Below are 17,740 nucleotides of genomic sequence, written 5' to 3'. Positions count from 1 at the left end.
TGGAGAGTCTCTTGCTCGACCGGGAACCTCAACTTCTGCTCCGAACCGCGGCGTTCACCACCTGCCGCAGGCGTAGGGCCGAGATCATGCCGGGCATGAGCACCGCGCCACTCGCCGCGCCGATAGAGACGCGATACCTGCCCGCCGCCGGACTCGCGTTGGCGGCCATCGTCCTGATCGGCGTCATCTGGTCCGTCATCCAGGACCGCGGCAAGCCTGCTCCGAACACGGACAGGGCACGCCGGCAGCGAACTCGAAACCAGACCGCCCGAGCCGCGCTGGGCGGCCTCGCCGGGGCCGCCATGTTCGTGCTCCTCTTCTGGCAAGGGCCCTGGTGGTTCGACGGCCTTCACATCCGCAAAACCCGACTCGGTCCCGCAGACGGCGTTGTCATCACAGGCTTCCGTACCGGCCTTGTCGCACTCGCAGCAGGCCTCATCGCCGCAGCCACCCTCTACTACACGCACAAGAAACACCAACTTGAGCAGCAGCAGTTCCTTCACGCTCAGCAGCAGTTCGCCGAGAACCAGCAGCAGTTCGAGACCACGATCCTCGAAGCCCAGAAGCGAGATGAGCAGCAAGCGCGGCTCACACGAGAAGCGCAGGTGACAGGGCGGTACGTCGAGGCGATCAAACTCCTTGCGTCCGAGGAGCTCCCCGAAAGGCTGGGGGCCATCTTCGCCCTCGAACGGATCATGATCGACAGCAGTCGTGACGAACCCACCATCATTGCCGTCCTCAGCGCCTACGTCCGCGGCCTGGGACGGAGTGAAGACGGGAAGGTGCCCGCCGACCTCCAGGCAGCAGTAGGTGTACTCGGCCGACGGCCTGCCGCCGACTACGCAGTTGACCTGAGCGGCGCCGATCTACGTGACGCGAACCTCGACGGCCTCAACTTCGAGGCCGCGGCCTTCCGGAAATCCAACCTTGACGGAGCCTCTTTGGCACGGGCCGACCTGGCACGGGCCGTCTTCACCGGAGCCTCCCTGCGACAGACCGACATGACCGGAGCAGACCTGGAGGCCGCGTCGTTCATGAACGCGTCCATGGAAGGCGCCACGCTTGCTGCGGCAAACTTGTCCCGCGCCACCCTGACCGCTGATCTCGCAGGCGCCAACCTGCGATTCTCGCTCCTCGCCGGCGCCAGTTTCAGCAAGTACGAAGTCAGCGTTTTCCGGTCCAGTTCGTTCACGTCGCATCGAGCGCGTATTGCCGATGCGGACCTTTTCGGCGCCGACTTGAGCTCCGCTTCAGGACTAGACGTCGACGATCTCATGGGTGCGAAGGTGTACAGCAACACGCAACTGCCCCAGGGTTGCAAGGACGACGCGGGCCTCCAAGAGGTGACCAGAACGCTTTCGGTGGGGGACCAGGCGTTTGAAAAAATCTCTCGCGAAGCGGCCGAGCGGGCACGTCAGCGCCCGGATCGGCCGGGACGCAGCGTACCCAATGGCTGACCCCCGGGGGATCTCTGGGGATCTCCCCCACGGCACCATCCAGGTCATCACCTCCGCCCCCACCGGAGTCGAAGCCGCAGGAGCAACGAGCGACCGCCACCGCACGCCGGCCCTGGCGGTACCGGGCGCCGGCCAAAATTGGCAGGCGGCGGCGTCGCGCTCACGTTCCCCGTTGGTCGGTGGCGGGTCCCGTGGGGTCCTCGCCCGCTTCGGGTGTCTCGTCGCCCGGGAGTTCCACCGTCGTGACCACACGGGTCAGGGACGGTCGGTGGGGGACGGATCCGAAACCGAACCGGACCGGGGGGTGTACGGCTCTCAGGCCGCCCAGATCCTCGCCGTTCCACTCCGCTCGCGCCGACACGATGGTGCGCAGGTCCCGCGCCGCGTACCACTCGCGGCGCCCCGCCCCCGCGCTGCCGCGCGTCCGTACCCCTGGCATCAGCAGACGCGCGGGCACGTCGCAGAGCGCGGCCCAGCCCGGGCGGGCCGCCAGACGGCCCGGGACCAGCCGCAGCAGGCGGCCCAGCGCGGTGGAGCGTCCGGGGGTGAACGCGGCCCGCAGCGGACCCGCCGTCACGGTCCACCGGTCCTGGGCGGGTTCGATACGCACCGGGCACATGACGATCTCGTCGAACCGGTAGGTGGCGGCGACGAACCGCGCCACGCGCTCCGTCGGCGCCAGCAGCAACCGTCGGCCGTCGGCCCTCTCCACCATGACGTCGGCGAAGGGACCCATCGGGGACAGCGGCCAGTACCCCACCACCAGGCGCACGCCCGCGGCCGTACCCAGCCCCGCGATCCACCCGTCGAACCGCACCCGCCGTGCCGTACTCATCGGCTCTTCCCTCGCTCTCCCCGCATCACGCCGGACGCCGCGCGGCTCACACATTCCCGAGCAGATCGTGTCACCGAAGGACAGTGGGCGCGCCTTCACCTGGCGGCAAGAGGAGTACCCGGGGGCCGCCGGCCGGATCCGTGGTGTGCCTGCCCCGTGGACGCGGGGCAGCCCCGGGCTTCCCGTACGGAAAAAGGGCGGGCCCGGCCTGTCGAGGCCGGGCCCACCCTTGAGCGGGGTCAGGTGCGGGTCACCATCGGTACCAGCGGCCCTTGCGGCCGCCGCTCGCGGCGGGCCGGATCAGGAAGCCGAGCAGCCACACCACCAGCACGATGATCGCGATCCACCACAGCGCCTTCAGCGCGAAGCCCGCGCCGAAGAGGATCAGAGCCAGAAGAAGAACCAGAAGCAGGGGAACCATTGTTATTACCTCCTGGCCATCGTGTGCTCTTAACTCATCCTTACAAACACACAAACGGCGCGTTTCTTTCCGTGGCTGTCGGGCATCCGTTCGTGTCCTGGGATCACAGGAAGTGCTGGACCGTACGGGTCGCCAGCTCCGCCGCGCGGAAGGACAGCGGGCGCCGGGCCCACCGCTGCGGGCTGACTCGTACGCTCTGCTCGACGTCCGCGTCGTAGTCGGCGTCGAGTGCGGCGGTGAAGGACGCGTCGAGCACGGCGAGCATCACTTCCTCGTCGTGGTCGAGGGAGCGCCGGTTGAGGTTGGCGGAGCCGATGAGCGCGGCGGTGCCGTCCACGGTGACGATCTTGCAGTGGAGCATGGTCCGCTGGTACTCACGCACGACCACGCCGCACTCCAGGAGGCGCTGGTAGTGGTGGCGGCCCGCGATCCGGCTGATCTGCTTGTCGGTGTACGGGCCGGGGACCAGGAGTTCGACCTCGACGCCCCGGCGGGCCGCCGCGCACAGCAGCTCGACGAAGTGGTCGTCGGGCGAGAAGTAGGCGGTGGCGAACCGCAGTCGCTCCTCGGCGGACTCGATCACCACCCGCAGCAGCGTCTGGATGTCCTGCCAGCCGAGGCTGGCCGAGCCGCGCACGACCTGGACGACGGCGTCGCCCTGCGGCTCGTGCTCGACGAACCGGTCCCGCTCGTCGAAGAGTTCGTCGTGGCACTCGGCCCAGTTCTGGGCGAAGGCGGCGCAGATCCCGTCGACGGCGGGGCCCCGCACCTCGACGTGGGTGTCGCGCCACTCGTTCGGGCCACTCGCCGACCCGCACCACTCCTCGGCGATACCCACGCCTCCGGTGAACGCCGTCACCTCGTCGACGACGAGGACCTTGCGGTGGCAGCGGTGGTTCTGCTTGTAGGGCGACAGCAGCAGGGGCTTGCGGAACCAGGCGATGTCGACGCCCGCGCGGTCCATCCGCTCCAGGAGGTCCTGTTCGATCGTGCGGCTGCCGAATCCGTCGAGGAGCAGCCGCACCCGTACGCCCGCCTCCGCCCGTTCGGCGAGTGCGTGGGCGAACTCGCGGGCAATCTCGCCCCGCCAGTACACGAACGTCATCATGTCGATGGTGTGCCGGGCGCCACGGATCGCCGCGAGCATGGCGGGGAAGATCTCGTCGCCGTTGCGCAAGGGGGTGAGCTGGTTCCCCTCGGTGGCGGCGACGCCTATCAGGCGTTCGATCCGGCGCCGCAGCCGCTGGTTGCGGTCCGCCTCGGATCTGGCGGGGGCCGGGTCCGCTACGGCGGTCGTCGTGGAGGGGGCAGACACGTATCACTCCAGGTGGGAACGGTCGGGGGGCGAAGACCTCATGCCCCGCCGACCCCGGTTCACACCGTCCTCACATTCCGTACGGCTCGGGCACCTCTTTGTATGCGCGTGTCCGTACGGTGCCGCGCCGGGCCGGTTCTGCGCCGCGTGAGGCTTCGGGCTCTCAGGCCGCGGTCGCCGGGTCCGACTGCGCGGCGGCGCGGCGGTATTCGGCGTTGAGGCGCTGGGCCTCCTCGAGCTGGTCCTCAAGGATGATGATGCGGCAGGCGGCCTCGATCGGGGTGCCCTGGTCGACGAGTTCGCGGGCCCGCGCCGCGATGCGCAGCTGGTAGCGGGAGTAGCGGCGGTGGCCGCCCGCGGAGCGCAGCGGAGTGATGAGGCGGGCTTCGCCGAGGGCGCGCAGGAAGCCCTGGGTGGTGCCGAGCATGTCGGCGGCCCGGCCCATGGTGTACGCGGGGTAATCGTCGTCGTCGAGCCGGCTGAAGGAGTCGTCTGCTGTCATCGCACCTCTCGAAACGCACGTGTTGAGGGGCCCGGGTGCCAGTGGCACCCGGGCCCCGAAGGAACAGCTACATCAACTGCCGGCCCTGATACTGCGCCGGCTCTCTGTGTCCGCCCGTCCGACCGTGTCGCTGTCGGGGTGCGGGGATCGCGGTTGCTTGACCGGAGACCACCTCACTATCGATGTCCTGCGGTACCCGGGCTCAGCTCACTCGACCCGGGCGATCCTGATGACGCCTTGTTCCTCCGTGTTTCCCTCGACTTGCTTCTTGCGGGTACTGCGTCCTGCTCGTGGCCGTACACCTGCGCCACGTCCTCCGGCAGCCAGCCCCGTCGCCCGTCCTGCGTCTGCTCTGGCTTGGAACCCCACTGCCGGACCTCCCGATGCGCGCGCCCGCAGCCGACGCCTTCACCGAGGTACCACCTACTGACTGCACTGCTGGGAACTGCACTTGCCGACCTGCGGTACTGCTGTGGCGGCCCCTGATCACTGCGGGCCACCCGGTCCGGTCGCCAGTCCCGTCACCGTCCTGCTGCAAACCTGGCTTCGGAACTCCACCACCGCACCGTCCTGCACACTGCAACTTCCGTACTACTACCGGCAGTTCGCTCCGCCGGGTCCTTCGTTCTCTCCGGGTTACGAGAGAAACCATAACCGTGCGACAGCGCGATGTCTACTCTCGCCGGGATAGATTTTCACGTGCGTGTCGGACAGCTACCCGAACCCGCATAGGTGCAGGTCACCGGAGGCGCGGCCGCGTGCGGCGACAGGCCGATCAGTCCTCGGCCGAGCCCTGGAGGACGTCGCAGGTGTTCTGGAACTCCTCCATCAGACGAGTGGCCTCGACGATGAGGACCCCGTAGGGGCGGGTGGCGTCCGCCAGCGGCAGGCCGTATTCGTCGGCGGCGGCGAGGACCTTCCGCAGCGCCTCCTGCGCTTTCGTGGCCAGCGCGCACATCTGCTCGGCCTGGTCGGCGAGCGTGTCGCTGTCCAGTTCGGCGATGACGTGGGCGATGTCGCGCAGGCTGGCGGCGAAGTCGGCGTAGGCGGTCAGGGCGGGGCCGTAGGTGTAGGTGTTCTCGCTCTCGCGCCACCGGCCGAGTCCGCGGGTGAGGGAGGCCAGCTGGTAGACGGCGCGCTCCATCGCGCTCACCGTCTGGCGGTAGCGGGTGAAGGTGAGGTAGCTGCGGTGCGCGGGCAGCAGCCGGCGCGGGTTGAAGGGCAGGCTGTTCTCCGCCGTCTCCAGTCCGGCGCGGGCCTGTCCGACGGCGCTCTGCACCCGTTCCCCGGCGGCGACCCACTGACCGGCGCGGTCGGCATCCACATCCCCGCTGCCCAGACCGTCGGCCATGTCGTCCAGCAGCGACTCCATCTCCCCCGCCAGGGCGTGCAGCCCTTGCTCGGCGCTGCGGTAGCGCAGCGGCGGGGCGATGCACAGGTTGACGACCAGACCGATGCCGCAGCCGATGACCACGAGGAGGATGATCTGTCCGAGCTGGGCCGCCCGGTCACTGTTGGTGGTCGCCGCGGTGTAGGTGGAGAACGCGAAGAACGCGGCCGTGGCGACCTGGGAGCGCTGCTCCCCCAGGGCCTGCCACTGGCCCAGGCTCAGCGCGATGACCGCGACCACCACGAACGCGAACAGGTCGGGTCCTGCGGTGAAGCCGATCGCCGCCTGCACCGCCACCCCGACGATGACCGCCGCGGTGTAACGCAGGGTCTGCCACACCGACTTGTAGATCGTCACGTTCATCGTCAGCACCGCCGAGAACGGTGCGAACGCCGGCGACGTCGCCTTCAGCAGATCGTGCGCGATCCACCAGGCCAGCGTCGACGCCAGCACGCACTTGCCGATCAGCAGGACGGTGGCGCGCTCATGCCCGGACGAGCCCCAGGCCCGGGCCGTCCACGCCCCGATGTTCTGCAACCGCTCCACCATGCGTCCGACCAGCCCTCTCTTCGTACTCCGTCCCACAACCCAGGACTGCCACCTCACAATTAACCGCAGCAAATACAGCCAAAACCGGGCTGAGCGGTGCGGACTCTCCGAGGCGCCTCGCCAGGGTGTCATCCATGTGTTGACTATGACGTGTGTCGTCTATGTGTTGACGGCAGTTGTTGTCATCGTTCCGATGACGTGGTACAACCGATTCCAGCACAGCCCACGCGGCATGAAATGCCCTGAGCCTCGGAGGTGCAGCACGATGCTGATGCGTACCGACCCCTTCCGCGAGATCGACCGCCTCGCCCAGCAGCTGTTCACCGGCCCGTCCGGGACCTGGTCCAAGCCGTCTCCCATGCCGATGGACGCCTACCGCGACGGCGACGACTACGTGATCGCCCTCGACCTACCGGGCGTCGCCCCGGACGCCATCGACATCGACGTCGAGCGCAACATGCTCACCGTGAAGGCGGAGCGGCGCCCCGTCCCCACCGGCGAGAGTGCGCAGATGGAGCTGGCCGAGCGGCCGATGGGGGTGTTCTCGCGGCAGCTGATGCTGGCCGACACGCTGGACACCGAGCGCATCGACGCGTCCCTCGACGCCGGTGTGCTGACCCTGCGCATCCCGATCGCCGAACGCGCCAAGCCGCGCAAGATCAGCATCAGCCGGCCCGGCGACGAGGAGCCCCGGCAGATCTCCCCCTGACCGTCACCGCGCACCTGACCGCGGGCACCGGCCGATGAGGCCGAACCGCCGTTCACTGGGGCCGCCTTGCACTGGCCGCAGCCTCCCACCGGGGCCGCCCGCACCAGAGCTCGCAAGGCGGCCCCGGCGCGTCCACGTCCGTCGCATCGGCCTGGACCAGGGCCGGGCGAGAGCGGCACAGCGAAGTTGCGCTTGTATGAATATCCCCCACGATTACATAAATGCCGGGAAAGCGTGCAGGAAGTACGACTCATCCTGTTCGCCGCGCTCTCATGCCTGAGACATGAAGTGCCGCCGCCTGTCGAGGTGGTGAGACTGAGAAAGTGGGACGACCGTGACCGCATCGCTCCGGCCCCTGTTCCTCACGGCATGCGCGCTCCTCGTGGCGCTGTTGCCGGTCGACGACGAGCGGTCGGGCGGCACCGACGGTGCCGATCGCGCGGCCGGCGCGGCGGCCGGCGTGGTCGCGGGGATCAACGAGCGGCGTGCCGACGCGGGGTGCCGTCCGGTCCGGCTGCGCTCCTCGCTCAACAAGTCCGCCCGGAAGCACAGTGACGACATGGCCCGGCACGAGCGCCTGGAACACACCGGCGCGGACGGCAGTAATCCGCTGAAGCGGATGCGCGCCGCCGGGTACCGGGCCGCCTACGCGGGCGAGGCCATCGCGAGCGGTGTCGACACCGCGGGGACCGTCGTCAAACTGTGGATGGAGAGCCCCACGCACCACGACCTCATCCTCACCTGCCGCTTCACCCACGCCGGTGTCGGCACGGCCGGTGGTCCCGGCGGTCTCTGGTGGACCCTGGACCTGGCCTCCAAGCGTTAGAACACGTCTTTGAACGCGGCGGTCTGATCATGCGGGGGTGGTGGGGCCGCTCCGCGTATACAGCCCCTGGCGGCCCTGGCTGAACTCCCCTCCAGCCAGGGCCTCTTCATGCCCCGAGGCGGAGCGAGCGGGCCGACGGTGCCGAGCGGCCCCGTTCGCCGTCAGCGTGGGGTGGTGTCCTGCGTCCACGTCACCGGCAGCGCGTGGACGCCGTAGATGTTCATGTCGGTCCTGAGCCGTACCTCGTCCGCGGGGACGGCGAGGCGAAGGGTCGGGAAGCGGCGCAGCAGTCCGGTGAGACCGGCGCGCAGTTCGATGCGGGCCAGTTGCTGGCCGAGGCACTGGTGGACGCCGTGGCCGAAGGCGACGTGGCCGCGGGCCGTGCGCCGGATGTCCAGGGCGTCGGGGTCCTCGAAGCGCTCGGGGTCGTGGTCGGCGGCCAGCAGGGAGACGACGACGGTCGAGCCCTTGCCGATCGTTTCGCCGCCGAGCTCGATGTCCTCGGTGGCGTAGCGGTAGAAGATGTCGGCGACGGACAGATAGCGCAGGAGTTCCTCGACGGCGTCGGGCATCAGCTCCGGGTCGGCGCGCAGGAGCTCCGCCTGCTCGGGGTTCTCCAGGAGGGCGAACGTGCCGAGGCCCAGCATGTTCGCGGTGGTCTCGTGGCCGGCGAGCAGCAACAGGAAGGCGACGCCGGTCAGTTCCTCGATGGTGAGCTCGTCGCGGCGGGCCAGGTCGGAGAGGATGTCCTCGCCGGGGGTGGCGCGCTTGCGGGTGACCAGTGCGGAGAGGTACGTGGTCAGGCCCGTGTACGCGGCCATCTTCTCCTCCAGCGCCACGTCCTTCTCCATGAACGTGGCCGTGTCGGCCTGGAAGCTCCCCCGGTCCTCGTAGGGGACGCCGAGCAGTTCGCAGATCACCAGCGAGGGCACCGGCAGCGCGAACTCCTTGACGAGGTCGACCGGCGGGGTCAGCCGCGCCATCTCCGCCAGTTGCCGCTCGGCGATGTCGACGATGTGCTCCTCCAGCTCCTTCATCCGTTTGACGGTGAAGGCGCCGATGAGCATGCGCCGCAGCCGGGTGTGGTCCGGCGCGTCCATGCTGATGAACAGGCCCGGCACCTGCGGGGACGGCTCGGTGGGGGCGGGCATGCCGGGAATCTCGTACGGGACGTGCAGTACGCCGATGTCCTGGCGGGAGCTGAACCGGGTGTCGGCCAGCAACTGGCGGGCGGCGCTGTGGCCGGTGACCAGCCAGCCCTCGTGGCCGTCGGGGAAGATCAGCGGGCTGACGGGGCGGGTCTCGCGCAGCCGGGAGAGCGTGGCGGGCGGGTCGAAGGGGCCCGCGTCGCGCTCCGTGGGGAGGCCGTGGGGGGCAGCAGGCAGCTGGCTCATCGAGGTTCCTTTCGGTACTCAGCGGGTCGGGTACTCAACGGGTCGGGTACCCAGTGAATCCGCTTTCGTGGCCCCATCATGGCGCATTCATGGCACCAGTACGAGCCAATCTGCGCCAAGTTCAGCGAGCCAAGCGGCCAATGTGCCACCGTGATCCACAAAACAGCACGTCAGGGGGTTCTTTTCCGGGGCGCAGACAGCAATTTCCGGAACGGCTCCACATGGTGCCACTTGTGTGTCATGATGGCACCATCGAACGGCGTGCTTCCCGGTCTCAGCTCCGGGGCGCGCCTCGCTTCTCGTAGGACACGTCAAAGGGGTGGGGTCATGGAGACAGCAGCGCAGAGCCGGCAGCAGGCCGCGCCGGGTGCCTTCGTCGCCTTCGCTCGTTTCGTGCTGTGCGGCGGCGGGGTCGGGGTCGCCTCCAGCTTCGCCGTGGCGGCGCTCGCGTCCTGGCTCCCCTGGGCGCTGGCCAACGCCGCGATCACCGTGGCCTCCACGCTCCTGGCCACCGAGCTGCATGCCCGCTTCACCTTCGGCAGGGGCGGGCGCGCGACCTGGCGCCAGCATGCCCAGTCGGGCGGATCCGCGGCGGCCGCGTACGCGGTGACCTGCGTGGCGATGGCCGCCCTGCAACAGCTGGTGGCGTCCCCCGGCGCGGTCCTGGAGCAGGCCGTCTACCTGTCCGCGTCCGCGCTCGCCGGCGTCGCCCGGTTCGCGGTGCTGCGCCTCGTCGTCTTCGCCCGCACCCGCTCGCAGGCCGCGGCCACCGGCCGCCCCATGACCGCGCCCGTGGCCCGCGCCTCGGCCGGCCCCGCGGTACTCTGCCGCGCCGCGTGAGCGACGCGTGTGCGCCTGAATAGCGAGAGTGCGCGGGCCGCCGGAAAAAGTTCGCGCGGGGATGTCGAGAACACGCGCGCTGCTCCGTCCCCGGAGCGAGCACGGCCACAATGGCCGTACCTGACCAAGGAGCACAACATGGCCAAGTACCTGTTGCTGAAGCACTACCGGGGTGCGCCGGCGCCGCTCAACGACGTGCCGATGGACCAGTGGGAGCCGGAGGAGGTCTCCGCGCACGTGCAGTACATGCGTGACTTCGCCGCCCGGCTCGAAGGCACCGGCGAGTTCGTCGACAGCCAGGCGCTCACCCCCCAGGGCACGTTCGTCCGCCACGACGGCGAGGGGCGGCCGCCGGTCACCGACGGCCCGTTCGCGGAGACCAAGGATCTGATCGCCGGCTGGATGGTGATCGACGTCGACACCTACGAGCGCGCCCTCGAGCTGGCGGGCGAGCTGTCCGCGGCTCCGGGCGCGGGCGGCAAGCCGCTCCACGAGTGGCTCGAGGTGCGCCCGTTCTACGCCGAGCACTGCCCGGCCACCGAGTGAACGAGGCGCTGCTCAGGGAGGTGGTGCCCGCGGTGATCGGTGTCCTCGTCCGCCGGGGCGCCGACTTCGCGGCGGCCGAGGACGCCGTGCAGGACGCCCTGGTGGAGGCCGTGCGCGCCTGGCCGGACGGCTCCTCCCCCGGCCCGCCGGGCGACGGCGGGCCCCCGCGTGACCCCAAGGGCTGGCTGATCACGGTGGCCTGGCGCAAGTACCTCGACGCCGTCCGCGCCGACTCCTCCCGGCGGCGCCGGGAGGAGCGGGTCCTGGCCGAACCCCCGCCCGGTGCGGGCGAGGCGGCGGACGACACGCTTCAGCTGTACTTCCTGTGCGCGCACCCGTCCCTCTCCCCGGGCTCGGCGGCCGCGCTCACGCTGCGCGCCGTCGGCGGCCTGACGACGCGGCAGATCGCGCGGGCCTACCTGGTGCCGGAGGCGACGATGGCGCAGCGGATCAGCCGGGCCAAGCGGACCGTCTCCGGCATCCGGTTCGAGCAGCCCGGCGATGTCGCCACGGTGCTGCGCGTGCTCTACCTGGTCTTCAACGAGGGCTACTCCGGCGATGTCGACGTCGCCGCCGAGGCGATCCGACTCACCCGCCAACTCGCGGCCAGGACCCGCCACGAGGAGGTCGCCGGCCTGCTGGCGCTCATGCTGCTGCACCACGCACGGCGTCCGGCGCGGACCGGCCCCGACGGCAGGCTCGTCCCACTGGCCGAGCAGGACCGCGGCCGGTGGGACACCCGGCTCGTCGCGGAGGGCGTCGGGATACTCCAGAGCGCCCTCGCCCACGACCGGCTGGGCGAGTTCCAGGCGCAGGCGGCCATCGCCGCGCTCCACGCCGACGCCCCGAAGGTCGAGGAGACCGACTGGGTGCAGATCGTCGAGTGGTACGACGAGCTGGTACGCCTCACCGACAGCCCGGTGGCCCGCCTCAACCGGGCCGTCGCCGTGGGCGAGGCCGACGGACCGCGGGCCGGCCTGGCGGCCCTGGCGGAGCTCGACCCCGCCCTGCCGCGGTACGCCGCCGTCGCGGCGTACCTGCGCGAGCGTGACGGCGATACGGCGACCGCGGCAGTGCTCTACGCCGAGGCGGCCCGGTCGGCGCCGAACATCCCCGAACGAGACCACCTCACGCGCCAGGCGGCGCGGCTCAACGCGCGGCTACGCCACTGAGACCGTTCGCCACGAGCACGCTGTGACACTCATGCGGTGACACTGGTCCGCGCTTCGGGGGGCGTAGCTTGGAGGGACGTCAGCCCTCGGCGGGTGGTGTGACACCCAGCCCCCGTAGCGTGCTTCCGGCCCCGGTCACTGACTCACACGTCGACCGGAGGCCGCCATGCCCACCTCGCCATTCCCCCCTGGCCCGCCTTCGTCGAACGGGCCGCCCAGGCTGCCGCGCGAGGCACGGATCACCGCCGCGCTGATCGATCTGGCCGACACCCTCGTGGAGGACTTCGACCCCGCCGAGTTCCTGTACCGCGTCGCCGAACACTGCATGGACCTGCTCGACATCGGCGACGCCGGCGTCATGCTGGCCCTCCCCGACGGGCCGCTCCAGCTGGTCGCGTCCTCCTCCGAACGCGTCCGCCTGGTCGAACTCTTCGAACTCGACGGCCGCGAAGGCCCCTGCTGCACCGCCTTCCACGAGGCCGTCCCGGTCGACCACGGCATCGGCGGCGGCCTCGCACAGCGGTGGCCGCGCTTCAGCATCCGCGCGCACCGCTCCGGTTACACCTCCGTGCACGCCACGCCGATCCGGCTGCGCGGGGAGTCCATCGGCGTGCTGAACCTCTTCCGCCGCGTCCCCGGTCCACTGAAGAAGGCCGACCGGCACCTGGCCCGCGCCCTGGCCGACGCCACCGCCATCTCCCTGCTCCAGCAGACCACCCTCGACCAGCACCGCACGGTACGGGCCCAGCTCCAGACGGCGCTGAACACCCGCACCGCCATCGAGCAGGCCAAGGGCTTTCTGACCGCCCGCCACGGGACCGACCCGGGGATCTCCTTCAACCGGCTGCGCGCCTACGCCCGCCGTCACCACCTGCGCCTGGTCGACCTCGCCCGCGACATCGTCGACGGGACCGTCACCATCCCCCCGCCGCCGGGTTCCGACCGGGCCGCGTCACCGCCCTGAGACCGGCCGTCCCGAGCGCTTCCCCGGGCCGTGTGCGGGCGCTGTTGGTACCAAGGTCAAAAAAACTTCATGCCGCGTACAACCGTTGCCCCATGTCACAGGTCTACCTCGCGGAGTCAACAGACTCATCTGATCGATGCAGCTCCTTCCCCCATGGGGACGGGGAGCACCTTTTCAACTGGGGAAGCATTTATGCGCATACGTGCCAGCCTGGCCGCCGCGACGATGTCCGGCGCCGTGGCTCTCACCGCACTTGTCGCTCCGGCCGCCCAGGCCGACGACACCCCCTCGCCCGTCGCGAACGTCAAGTCGTTCATGGTCGGCCAGAACAGCAAGGACAAGATGTCGGCGCGGTCCACCGCCGGCACCCAGATCACCAAGGTCACGGTCAACGGGGACAAGGACATCGTCGTCGGCGGCACGCAGGCGAAGAAGTTCAGCATCTACGTGACGGCCACCAGCCCCGAGGGCATCTACGGCGTCCAGGCCTTCCTGTGGCACGGCAGCGACTACAAGACCGACGTCGACGGTGCCATCGTCCCGAACAGCGAAGACATCTCGTACGACTGCGACCACTGGAGCGCGACGTCGGCCACCTGCAAGGTGGAGCTGACCGCCGCCCCCGGTGAGGAGCTCTACGACAGCGCGCTGAACGGTAAGTGGAACGTGTACGCCGCCGCCGTCGGTTCGGACGGCAGCCTCGCCGCGAACGTCGCGTACAAGAACCACTGGATCAAGCGCGCCGCCCAGATCAAGTCGTTCAACGCCTCGCCCGAGCCGGTGGCGAAGGGCAAGCCGATCACGGTCTCCGGCAGCCTGAGCCGCGTCAGCTGGTCCTACAAGAAGTACTACGGCTACGGCAGCCAGAAGGCGCAGCTCCAGTTCAAGAAGTCCGGGAGCAGCAGCTACAGCACCGTCAAGACGGTGACCAGCTCCTCGTCCGGCGCGCTGAAGACCACCGTCACCGCCTCGGCCGACGGCACCTGGCGCTTCTCCTACGCGGGTAACGGCACCACCTCCACGGCGACTTCGGGCGCCGACTACGTCGACGTGCGCTAACCCCTTCCGCGCAAGCACGGCACACATGGAACCGGCCCGAAGCCTTGAAGGCTTCGGGCCGGTTCTGTTGCGACGACGAGCGCTCAGGTGTGCGGCCAGTCCACACACAGGACGATCACCATGAGCACGGTGAACAACACCAGCGGGCCTATGGGGAGCTTGGCCTCCGGGTCGTCCTCGTCGGGCGGGCAGAAGAGTTCGTCCTGGCCTTGCTGTGATTCGTTCACTTGACCTGGTTCCGTCCTGCCGGGGTGACGGCTCGATTCATGCAGGGCATTGTTCGGTGACGTACCTGCGCAGCCAGACACGGAAGTCCGGGCCCAAGTCATCCCGCTCACAGGCGAGTTGGACGATCGCGCGCAGATAGTCGCTGCGGTCGCCGGTGTCGTAGCGGCGGCCCTTGAAGACGACACCGTGGACCGGGCCGCCGATCTTCTCGTCCGCGGCGAGCTGCTGGAGGGCGTCGGTGAGCTGGATCTCGCCGCCGCGGCCCGGCTCGGTCTGCCGCAGTATCCCGAAGACGGCCGGGTCGAGGACGTACCGCCCGATGACCGCGTAGTGGGAGGGGGCGTCGGCCACTGCCGGCTTCTCCACCAGGTCGGTGACCTTGACGACGTCATCGTCGTCCGTGGCCTGGACGGCGGCGCAGCCGTAGAGGTGGATCTGCGAGGGCTCGACCTCCATGAGGGCGACGACGCTGCCGCCGTGCCGCTCCTGCACCTCCACCATCCGCGCGAGCAGCGGGTCGCGCGGGTCGATCAGGTCGTCGCCGAGGAGGACCGCGAAGGGCTCGTCGCCGACGTGCGGGGCCGCGCACAGCACCGCGTGGCCGAGGCCCTTGGGGTCGCCCTGGCGCACGTAGTGCATGGTCGCCAGGTCGCTCGACTCCTGGACCTTGGCGAGGCGGTCCGCGTCGCCCTTCTTCTGAAGGGCGGACTCCAGCTCGTAGTTGCGGTCGAAGTGGTCCTCCAGGGCGCGCTTGTTGCGGCCCGTGATCATCAGCACGTCATCGAGGCCCGCCGACGCGGCCTCTTCGACCACGTACTGGATCGCCGGCTTGTCCACCACCGGAAGCATCTCCTTGGGAGTCGCTTTCGTGGCCGGCAGGAACCGGGTGCCGAGGCCCGCGGCAGGGATGACAGCCTTGGTGATCCTGGTATGCATATGTGGTGGTTCCCCGTGCTGTGCGTGATGTGGTGTGGGTGTGAGCGTGCACGTCGGCACGGCCCCGCTCGGTGCGGGGCCGTGCCGATAGGTGTGAGGTCAGGCGCCGACGAGGTCGGTGCCGCTGACTGCCTGCGGAGCGGTCGCGGCGGCGGGCGCCGGGGTGCGCTGGTCGAGCGGGATGACCGCCGGCGTCCCCTCCTGGCCCAGGAAGACCGTGCGCACGGCGCGCTCGGCGGCGTGGCCGTCGTCGTACTGGACGAAGCGCTCGCGGAAGGCCGCGCGCAGGGCGGCGGAGCGCTCGTCGTTCCACGCGCCGCTGCGGAAGACCTCGATGAGCTCGTCCTCGCTGGTCGCGGTGGCGCCCGGCGTCTCGCCCGGCTTCTGCGACAGCAGGTCGAAGTAGACGCCCCGGGCCTTGCTGTAGACCTCCCAGTCATCCACGTAGGAGACGATGGGCCGGTCCAGGCAGGCGTAGTCGAACATGATCGACGAGTAGTCGGTGATCAGGGCGTCGGCCGCGAGGCAGAGGTCCTCCACCACCGGGTACTTGGAGACGTCCTTGATCAGGCCGCGCTCCTGGAGCGCCTGCAACTGCGGGTCGGCGCCGTAGAAGTAGTGGGCGCGCACCAGGACGACGAAGCCGGGGCCGAGGTCACGGCACATCCGCTCCAGGTCGAGGCGGGGGATGAAGCCCTTCTGGTAGTCGCGCACCGTGGGGCAGTACAGCAGGGCCGTCTGGCCCTCCTCGATGCCGAGTTCGGCGCGTATTCGGGCGACGTCCTGCGCGGTGGCCTCGAAGTAGACGTCGTTGCGCGGGTAGCCCGAGTCGACGTTCTCGAAGGCGCAGGGGTAGACGCGCTCCCAGATCTCCGTGGAGTGCTGGTTGGAGGAGAGGCTGTAGTCCCAGCGGTCGACGCGCTTGAGCATCTGGTGGAAGCTCATGTTCTTCGCGGCGGCCGGGAAGCGCTGCTGGTCGATGCCCATCTGCTTGAGCGGCGTGCCGTGGTGGGTCTGCAGGTGGATCTGGCCGGGGCGCTTGATGATCTCGTTGGCGAAGTTGACGTTGTTGACGAGGTACTTGGCGCGCGCCATGACCTCCCAGTACCGGGGCGAACGCGTCACGACGTAGTCGACGCCGTCCGGAACGTTCTCCACCTCGCCCGGCCGCACGACCCACACCCCGCGGATGTGCGGGGCGAGCTCCTTGGCCTTGTGGTAGATCGCCGCGGGGTTGCAGGCCACACCGCGCTCCCAGTAGGCGCTGTAGACGGCGAGGTTCTCGTCGATGGGGCGGCGCAGGTGCATCCGGTAGAGCTGGTCGTACGCCTTCCTGCCCAGCGCGGTCTTGGTCTTGGCGGCGCGCTTGCGCAGCTTGCCCCGCGTGGAGCCGGCGAACTGGACGGCGGCGTAGGCGGTGTAGGAGCCGCGCTCGACCAGGTCGAAGCGCAGGCCCGTGACGCCCTCGGGCCGCTTGAAGCCGGCGGGCTTGAAGCGGTTGTACTGCTGCGAGGAACGCTTGAAGAAGTCGGGGCGGTCCTTGGGCAGGATGCGGTCCTCGCGCACCAGCGTGAACAGGAAGTGGCTGACCATCCGCTCGAAGAGCAGGCCGCGCACCGGGGCCAGGTGCGGGCGCTCGTCGAGGAACGTGAACAGCCGGGCGTACTGCTCGAAGATGCCGAAGTGCTTCTGGCCGGGCGTGCGCATGGAGTTGCCCTGGCGGCGCTGGCGGTACTCGACACACACCTGCTCCAGGCAGGCGATGCGCTCGGCGGTCAGCATGGTCTTGTAGACCATGAGGGCGTCTTCGTAGATGCCGTCGGTGAAGGTGAACTCGTTGCCGACGTAGAACTCGCGGCGGTACACGCGGTTCCACACGACGGCGAACATCGTCAGGTACTCGGGCCGCTCCAGGGCGGTGAACACCTCGGTGCCGGCGGCGGCGAGGAGTTCCCCGGCGGCGCTCGCCTGCACCCGGTTCGTCCAGTACGTACGCACGTGGTTGAGCAGCAGGATGTCGGGATCGTCCGTCAGGTCAAGACGGTCGGCGACGGCTTGCAGCGCGCCCGGGGCCAGTGTGTCGTCGCTGTCCAGGAAGAAGATGTAGTCGCCTCGCGCGCGCAGCGCGCCCAGGTCGCGCGCCTTGCCGATGCCCTTGTTCTCCTCGAGGTGGATCGGCCGGACACGGTCGTCGCGTGCGGCGTACTCGTCGAGGATCCGGCCGCAGGCGTCCGGTGACCGGTCGTCGACCGCGACGATCTCGAAGTCGGCGAAGGACTGGTCGAGGATCGAGTCGAGGCACGCACGCAGGTACCCCTGGACCTTGTACACGGGGACGACAAGGCTTATTCGAGGAGCGACCGTGCTCTGGGCATGAAACATGTGGGCTTCCCTGGACCTGGAGCGCGTCAAAAGGACGCCTTCTCAGGCGCCTCTGGGCGGTACGTATAAGCAGAAGGTGAATATTACATGAAAATACAGTATGAGCGGAGGGGGCAATACCGCTCCCACCTCCTGCTCAGCGACGCAACCGGCCCTGCCGGGCGCTCCGTTACGTCCCGCAGTCTCGCCGCCCACCGGCACCTTTGATGATGGGA

Annotated in this window: 17 protein-coding genes; 8 read left to right on the top strand and 9 right to left on the bottom strand. The window is 69.5% G+C overall.

Annotation, left to right across the window (positions count from 1 at the left end; genetic code table 11):
* Positions 1-95: 95 nt before the first annotated feature.
* On the top strand, positions 96-1,457 hold the full coding sequence (locus tag ACZ45E_RS34275) for a pentapeptide repeat-containing protein (RefSeq protein WP_468228660.1): 1,362 nt from the start codon (positions 96-98) through the stop codon (positions 1,455-1,457).
* A 160-nt stretch (positions 1,458-1,617) separates the two neighbouring features.
* Here ACZ45E_RS34275 and ACZ45E_RS34270 read toward each other — a convergent pair whose 3' ends face one another.
* The 5 genes from ACZ45E_RS34270 to ACZ45E_RS34250 form a co-directional block, all read right to left on the bottom strand.
* Complete coding sequence (locus tag ACZ45E_RS34270) at positions 1,618-2,292, bottom strand: hypothetical protein (RefSeq protein ID WP_468228658.1); 675 nt, start codon at positions 2,290-2,292, stop codon at positions 1,618-1,620.
* A gap of 250 nt (positions 2,293-2,542) precedes the next feature.
* A complete protein-coding gene (locus ACZ45E_RS34265; protein ID WP_468215179.1) occupies positions 2,543-2,713 on the bottom strand; it encodes a hydrophobic protein in 171 nt (56 codons plus the stop codon).
* A 103-nt stretch (positions 2,714-2,816) separates the two neighbouring features.
* A complete protein-coding gene (locus ACZ45E_RS34260) occupies positions 2,817-4,028 on the bottom strand; it encodes a phospholipase D-like domain-containing protein (RefSeq protein WP_468228655.1) in 1,212 nt (403 codons plus the stop codon).
* A gap of 163 nt (positions 4,029-4,191) precedes the next feature.
* Positions 4,192-4,530: a MerR family transcriptional regulator gene (locus ACZ45E_RS34255; RefSeq protein WP_468228652.1), complete on the bottom strand. Its 339-nt coding sequence runs from the start codon at positions 4,528-4,530 to the stop codon at positions 4,192-4,194.
* A gap of 775 nt (positions 4,531-5,305) precedes the next feature.
* Positions 5,306-6,469, bottom strand: coding sequence for an FUSC family protein (locus ACZ45E_RS34250; RefSeq protein WP_468228649.1), 1,164 nt, complete (start codon positions 6,467-6,469; stop codon positions 5,306-5,308).
* Between the two features lie 265 nt (positions 6,470-6,734).
* On the opposite strand from ACZ45E_RS34250, the gene ACZ45E_RS34245 reads away from it, so the two are divergent.
* Together ACZ45E_RS34245 and ACZ45E_RS34240 are read left to right on the top strand one after the other, a co-directional pair.
* Positions 6,735-7,178 carry an Hsp20/alpha crystallin family protein gene (locus ACZ45E_RS34245; protein WP_468228646.1) on the top strand — a complete coding sequence of 148 codons (444 nt, stop codon included), beginning with the start codon at positions 6,735-6,737 and terminating at the stop codon, positions 7,176-7,178.
* 334 nt (positions 7,179-7,512) lie between these two features.
* Entirely contained in the window at positions 7,513-8,004 is a 492-nt protein-coding gene (locus tag ACZ45E_RS34240; protein WP_468228644.1) for a CAP domain-containing protein, read from the top strand.
* Between the two features lie 161 nt (positions 8,005-8,165).
* Here the strand turns inward: ACZ45E_RS34240 and ACZ45E_RS34235 are convergent, their stop codons facing one another.
* The gene (locus ACZ45E_RS34235) at positions 8,166-9,398 is read right to left on the bottom strand and encodes a cytochrome P450 (protein ID WP_468228641.1); all 1,233 of its coding nucleotides are present in this window, start codon (positions 9,396-9,398) and stop codon (positions 8,166-8,168) included.
* A 327-nt stretch (positions 9,399-9,725) separates the two neighbouring features.
* Between ACZ45E_RS34235 and ACZ45E_RS34230 the strand changes: the two genes are divergently transcribed.
* The 5 genes from ACZ45E_RS34230 (at position 9,726) to ACZ45E_RS34210 (ending at position 13,979) form a co-directional block, all read left to right on the top strand.
* Positions 9,726-10,238, top strand: coding sequence for a GtrA domain-containing protein (locus ACZ45E_RS34230; protein WP_468228639.1), 513 nt, complete (start codon positions 9,726-9,728; stop codon positions 10,236-10,238).
* A gap of 138 nt (positions 10,239-10,376) precedes the next feature.
* On the top strand, positions 10,377-10,784 hold the full coding sequence (locus tag ACZ45E_RS34225; RefSeq protein WP_468228636.1) for a YciI family protein: 408 nt from the start codon (positions 10,377-10,379) through the stop codon (positions 10,782-10,784).
* Positions 10,781-11,956 (top strand): RNA polymerase sigma factor, encoded by a 1,176-nt coding sequence (locus tag ACZ45E_RS34220; protein ID WP_468228633.1) that lies wholly within the window; start codon positions 10,781-10,783, stop codon positions 11,954-11,956. The genes ACZ45E_RS34225 and ACZ45E_RS34220 overlap by 4 nt, the downstream gene beginning before the upstream one ends.
* Before the next feature lie 166 nt (positions 11,957-12,122).
* Positions 12,123-12,920 carry a GAF and ANTAR domain-containing protein gene (locus tag ACZ45E_RS34215; RefSeq protein ID WP_468228631.1) on the top strand — a complete coding sequence of 266 codons (798 nt, stop codon included), beginning with the start codon at positions 12,123-12,125 and terminating at the stop codon, positions 12,918-12,920.
* 192 nt (positions 12,921-13,112) lie between these two features.
* Positions 13,113-13,979 carry a calcium-binding protein gene (locus tag ACZ45E_RS34210; RefSeq protein WP_468228629.1) on the top strand — a complete coding sequence of 289 codons (867 nt, stop codon included), beginning with the start codon at positions 13,113-13,115 and terminating at the stop codon, positions 13,977-13,979.
* A gap of 83 nt (positions 13,980-14,062) precedes the next feature.
* On the opposite strand, the gene ACZ45E_RS34205 is transcribed toward ACZ45E_RS34210, so the two are convergent.
* The 3 genes from ACZ45E_RS34205 to ACZ45E_RS34195 all read right to left on the bottom strand — a co-directional run bounded on the left by ACZ45E_RS34205 (position 14,063) and on the right by ACZ45E_RS34195 (position 17,525).
* Positions 14,063-14,206 carry a hypothetical protein gene (locus tag ACZ45E_RS34205; protein ID WP_468228626.1) on the bottom strand — a complete coding sequence of 48 codons (144 nt, stop codon included), beginning with the start codon at positions 14,204-14,206 and terminating at the stop codon, positions 14,063-14,065.
* Positions 14,207-14,243: 37 nt separating this feature from the next.
* Entirely contained in the window at positions 14,244-15,143 is a 900-nt protein-coding gene (gene galU / locus ACZ45E_RS34200) for a UTP--glucose-1-phosphate uridylyltransferase GalU (protein WP_468228623.1), read from the bottom strand.
* 99 nt (positions 15,144-15,242) lie between these two features.
* On the bottom strand, positions 15,243-17,525 hold the full coding sequence (locus tag ACZ45E_RS34195) for a bifunctional glycosyltransferase/CDP-glycerol:glycerophosphate glycerophosphotransferase (protein WP_468228621.1): 2,283 nt from the start codon (positions 17,523-17,525) through the stop codon (positions 15,243-15,245).
* Positions 17,526-17,740: the final 215 nt, after the last annotated feature.

The sequence above is a fragment of the Streptomyces sp. NPDC030991 genome (assembly GCF_055571235.1).
Note: the sequence above shows the minus strand (reverse complement) of the source record. Positions and strands in the feature narration are given on the sequence as shown.